At 40.7% G+C, this 5,214-nt stretch carries 8 protein-coding genes; all 8 read left to right on the top strand.

Features of this window, described 5'->3' with window-relative positions:
- Positions 1-924 precede the first annotated feature (924 nt).
- On the top strand, positions 925-1,254 hold the full coding sequence (locus MHM87_RS19705) for a hypothetical protein (RefSeq protein WP_239260858.1): 330 nt from the start codon (positions 925-927) through the stop codon (positions 1,252-1,254).
- Positions 1,255-1,381: 127 nt separating this feature from the next.
- Positions 1,382-1,720, top strand: a complete 339-nt coding sequence (locus MHM87_RS19700) for a nuclear transport factor 2 family protein (RefSeq protein ID WP_239260856.1) — start codon at positions 1,382-1,384, stop codon at positions 1,718-1,720.
- Between the two features lie 154 nt (positions 1,721-1,874).
- Positions 1,875-2,276, top strand: coding sequence for a hypothetical protein (locus MHM87_RS19695; protein ID WP_239260854.1), 402 nt, complete (start codon positions 1,875-1,877; stop codon positions 2,274-2,276).
- Between the two features lie 116 nt (positions 2,277-2,392).
- The gene (locus MHM87_RS19690) at positions 2,393-2,851 is read left to right on the top strand and encodes a hypothetical protein (RefSeq protein WP_101564771.1); all 459 of its coding nucleotides are present in this window, start codon (positions 2,393-2,395) and stop codon (positions 2,849-2,851) included.
- A gap of 133 nt (positions 2,852-2,984) precedes the next feature.
- Positions 2,985-3,419 (top strand): hypothetical protein, encoded by a 435-nt coding sequence (locus MHM87_RS19685; protein ID WP_239260853.1) that lies wholly within the window; start codon positions 2,985-2,987, stop codon positions 3,417-3,419.
- A gap of 132 nt (positions 3,420-3,551) precedes the next feature.
- Entirely contained in the window at positions 3,552-3,893 is a 342-nt protein-coding gene (locus MHM87_RS19680; protein ID WP_071968913.1) for a hypothetical protein, read from the top strand.
- A 154-nt stretch (positions 3,894-4,047) separates the two neighbouring features.
- Positions 4,048-4,326: a hypothetical protein gene (locus MHM87_RS19675; protein ID WP_239260851.1), complete on the top strand. Its 279-nt coding sequence runs from the start codon at positions 4,048-4,050 to the stop codon at positions 4,324-4,326.
- A gap of 123 nt (positions 4,327-4,449) precedes the next feature.
- Entirely contained in the window at positions 4,450-4,914 is a 465-nt protein-coding gene (locus tag MHM87_RS19670; protein WP_239260849.1) for a hypothetical protein, read from the top strand.
- The last annotated feature ends 300 nt before the right edge of the window (positions 4,915-5,214 follow it).

Below are 5,214 nucleotides of genomic sequence, written 5' to 3'. Positions count from 1 at the left end.
GACCAAAGGAAATGGCTCTGCTTCTAACAAAGCGCTAAAGACCACTCCCTTCGGTCGCTCGGACGCATTTACGCGGGGCGGCTTCGCCATTATGCCCCACGCAACTGCGCCGCTTAGCTTAATGTTAGAAGGCGTCAGCCTAAACTGCGTTTGGCTTAATCAAACAATCAGTTCAACTAGCCTCACCTGTCTTTACTAGCATCGCTTTGGCTTTTGGTAGTTTTAATGTCGCCGCTTTAAGTCCTGCGGTTGCGCATTAGGCGCTTTGTCACCAAGTTCTTATTTTGGGTCAGCAAGCGCCAATGCGTTTGTTAGTACAAATGGCGGCTTGCTACAGTTACTTCAAAAACATCACCGCGCTGTCGTTTCACTTGTTTGCTTAAACAATCAATCGTATGCTGGCTTCATTAGTTTTTAAAAAGGCCAACGGAACAGGCTCTGCTTCTAACAAAGCGCTTAAGTCGTTCCCTTCGGTCACTGGGACGCTTACACGCGGGGCCACTTCGTTATTATGCCCCACGTGCAATCGCCCCTTAGCTTAGCGTTATGTTCTAAAAAGGAAAAGTTCAGTTGGATTCTTTTTTTGCTATTGCAGTTTTTCTCTTTGGCTTCGTCTTCATAGCCGCTGCAATTTTATTTGCTTATCTAGCTTATAATGACCAACTAAGAGGAATTGACTGGTTGAAACCTGCTTTACTTATAAGTTTTTGCTTATTTGTCGCTTACAACACTTTTTCAAGTGGCTATTACCGTATGCTCAAAAGCGGCTTAATAGGATGAAAGTGGGCGAACATAACAAACGCATAAACTCGCTCGCGGGCTCGCTGGGACAAAAACACGTAGGCTCCCTTCGCTTCGCTCAGTATTATAGCCTACGTATTTTTGCCTGTTATGCGGGCCGTTATGCACCTACGGACACATTGAATGGACTCAGACATTGAATTAAATATCAGCTTTAGATTCTTTTCGCTTACAGAAGAATTATCCAACGAAATCAAATCAAGCCTTGAAGCCTCATCTTGTAGACCTAATAAAAAATTAGGTGGTTTTGTCGTGTGCGTGCCTCTGACACCATCTTCACTGGAATTTATAGGAAGTTTTATAACTTCTAATAATGTAGAAGTAGAGAATACAGATATCTTCGTTTCATTTGTAACTGAGTACGATTCAAGAGTCATTGATCTGCCAAATTTTATCACTAAAGCTTCTTTTTCTATTGGCTCACCGGTTACACTCTCATATACGGTGGTTTAGGTGCATAACAACTCAATAAACTCACTCACTTCGTTCGCTGGGACGCATACACGCAGGGCGGCTTCGCCATTATGCCCCACGTGCCTGCGCCCGTTATTGAAAAGTTAGGTGCTTCTAAGGATTGAAAATGAATAATTCAGAAAAATTTAAATCGTATCTTCTTAGCTATCAAAAAAAAGATATCGAAGCGGTTTCAAAACTCTTTGCACCCGATATTCATTTAAGAGATTGGAAAATCTCTGTTCATGGTAAAGCTATCGCCATATCAGAAACTCAGAAGAATTTTAACAATGCTTCAAGTTTGGAAATCGAAATCTTAAATATTATGGAAAACGAGAATTCAGTCTCTGGAGAGCTCAAGATTATAGTTAACCAGACAGAAGTACTTTACGTTGTCGACGTTTTAACATTCAATAACGCAGGTTTAATTTCATCAATCAGGGCTTACCTTGGCAGGGAAAACTAGGATGTATCTACACGCACCTAACAAAAAAATTAAGGCACTCACTGCGTTCGCTGGGACGCATACACGTGGGCTGCTTCGCATTTTAGCCCACATGTCTGCGCCCCTTATTTAAAAGTTATGTGCTCTATAATACATTTAACAAGGAAGTAATATTATGTTTAGAAAACTATTTAGAGATAAAGATAGAGGAACTCAAAAAGTTGAGCTGCAAGATTTTGTTCATCAAAGTTTGGTTCAAATTGCGAAAGGTATTGCATACGCTAATAAGGACTTAAGCTCAAAAGTTGAAGATGTTGAGTCACATTACCTAATGGAAAATGGAAAAAACGATCAAAATACACAAGTTAAAAAGCCTCATACAGTTTCATTTGATATTGCTGTAACATCAGCCTCAAAGATCGATGTAGTGAGTGGCGTTTCATCAAAAATATATGTAGCCGATGCAAATGTGGAGGGTTCTCTCGGTAGGGAAACTAAAAGCGTTTCGCGAGTTCAATTTGAAGTTACAGTAAATAAAACAGTCGGCTATAAGCAGTCTATTGAGGATCGCACATAACAAGCCAATAAACGCACTCACTACGTTCGCTGGGACGCATACACGCGGGGCGGCTTCGCCATTATGCCCCACATGTCTGCGCCCGTTATTGGAAAGTTATACACACAAGGAAGGTTATGTATAAGCTCATACTTTTATTTGTTTCTTTACCTCTTTCGTTTGTTGCCAATGCTGCTCTCTCAGAGGGAGAACTGGAGCAACTAGCGACAAAATTTGTTGAAGCCAAAAATGCTCGACAGCAACCTGATACTACAATTCAGGATATTGATGCCTTTATTAATTTAATTGCAGATGAGTTTGTCGATGAACATGTGAAGTTTAAAGTAACGATTACGGAAAAGTCCGCTTTACGTGAAGGTCTAATTGCCAAAATGAGTGACAAAATTTACTACAGTTCAATAGTTATAAACGAAATAATGACTGGGGGAAATGTCGCCATTATTAAAATGACTGAGTCAGGAAAAGTAAGGCCGAATCATTTAGACAAAGATATAACCTACAGCTCAGTAAATATAGTAACCTTAGAATTCAATGATGCTAAGTTGATTACGCATATTCGCAGGCATCACGGTTGATGTGTGTATAACAAAACGCTGTTGGCACTCCCTTCGGTCGCTGGGACGCTAACACGTGGGCTGACTCACTTCGTTCGGATTTTAGCCCACGCGCTAGCGCCCCAAAGCTTAGCGTTAGGCACCAAGGAGTAACATGCCGAGATTAGACACTCGATTGGAAGCAGAAGGAGCAGAATTCCTGGTTTTAGGTCAATTGCTGTTGCATAAGATTGCTTCTTATAAAACATACACAAACATGCCTGGCTATGACTTAGTGGCGACAAACCCCGAATCAAATAAATCGGCAATGATTCAAGTCAAAAGTCGTTGGCGGACTGGTGCCGCTGGTTTTCCAATAAAAAATTTCGATTGCGATTTCGTTGTTGTAGTTCTACTCAATCGCGGGTCAAAGGACGGTAAAAAAGAAGTGTTGCCACCTCGGTATTTTATATTCCCAGTCGAAGTAATAGCGTCCGCCCCTCGAAGCGCAGACTGGGGTAAGGTAAATCTGAAAAACATTCCAGAATACGAATCCTATGAAGATAGGTGGGAGCTAGTTTCAGAGTTCTTAGGTAGAAAGGATGCCTAACAAACCACTGTAGTCGCCCGCAAGCGGGCTGGGACAAATACACGTAGGCTCAGTCGCTTCGCTCCAATTTTAGCCTACGTGTATTTGCCCCTAAGTGGGGCGTTATGTGCTTCTACGATATGGATATTTTAATTGTTTGAATTAGCTTTAATAGCAGTAATTGCAACTATCCTAAATGCGTTAACTGTAGAGTTTCATTGCAGGCTTCAAACTCGCCATATAGCTAAACAAAGAACAGTTTCTAATTTGATTAAGCATTACCTTTTAATGCTACCTTTTATTTTCGGCATGCTGCTCTTCCTATCTATTATTCAAACCAAAATTAACCAATTGGGTGTCAGCTCTATTAGAGAATCTCTGTTGTTATTGGGTTTGGTTGTTCTTTTTTTATCGCCTTTTATCTATATCATGGACTGGCGCTACCCAGGTTTAGTCAGCAAAATGGAAAACTGGAGAAAAGGAGTATCAGATTAAATGCAAATTCTAGGTAATTTTAGGGACGCACATAACAAAAAAATCAAGTCACTCACTGCGTTCGCTGGGACGCAAGCATGCGGGGCGGCTTCGCCATTATGCCCCACATGCTTACACCCCTTATTTAAAAGTTATGTAGCAAAGGGAATTCAAAATGAAGCATTCTGAACAACAGCTTTTCAAAGCCGTAGATGAAATTTTGTTTTACCTATGGGACCCTCTTGATTGCAAGGAAATCCCAGCTGCGAGAGACGAATATCGCTCTTATGTACCCAAGGTTCTTGATTACCTCATATCGGACAGCAACGAAGAAAAAATAGCAAAACATCTCGCTGGTTTAGAGATAAACTCAATGGGAAGAAGTGACGCTTCACAAAATTCAATTGAGATTGCAAGAATACTTATCGAAGCAAAGGATTGGTGTTTTGAGTAAGCTACATAACAACTCAATAAACGCACTCACTTCGTTCGCTGGGACGCATACACGCAGGGCCGCTTCGCTATTATGCCCTACGTGCCTGCGCCCGTTATTGAAAAGTTATACGCTAGAGGTAACATGGATATATCTTTAGAGCACTTGAGAAAAGCATCTCTTGCATTCAACAAAGAAGATAAATACGAGTTACTTGTTCTGAAGACTCATTTGTTGATAGAAGAAAAATTGAAAGAATACCTCGCGAGCGCGTTTTATGACTGTGATTCGGTTATGTCAATGTCCCTAACTTTTAGTCAGGTTTTTAAATTAGCGCGGGCTTTAAAATCGAACGAAAATTTAAACTGGTTTTGGGAGTCAGTCGGAGCTTTAAATAAGTTGCGTAATGAACTGGCACACGATGTAAATTGTGACCTGACTGAAGAGTTATTAGATCCAGTGATTCGACCAATTAAAAAAACAGGCATGGCTCATTTACCAAATGGTGGTGCAGATTTTTTCAAGCCAATAGTAGGGCACCTTTCTTTTTTGTACAGCCAAGCATGTCATTTGGCAACAAACGAAGGTATTTTTAAGCATCGCGTATAACAAACCGCTGTAGTCGGTCTCAAGCTCCCTGGGACAATAACACGTGGGCTCAGTCGCTTCGCTCCAATTTTAGCCCACGTGTTATTGCCCCTAAGCGGGGTGTTATATTCAAAAAGGAATTTTATGAAATCTTTATTTTTTACACTATCTTTTTTACTTATTACTGGTTGCGTCAGTGTAGATGAAAACTTGGTATTGAATGGAAAATCTGCTGCTGCACTCGAAAACGATATAAATACTATCGTAGAATCTCTCCCAAAAAAGAAGAAACTTGAGTTTATGATTGCTCTGCTATCTATT

It is taken from the genome of Alteromonas sp. Cnat3-28 (genome assembly GCF_022348265.1).
GTDB classification, from domain to species: Bacteria; Pseudomonadota; Gammaproteobacteria; order Enterobacterales; family Alteromonadaceae; genus Alteromonas; species Alteromonas macleodii.
This window is presented reverse-complemented; position numbering and strand designations above follow the sequence as displayed.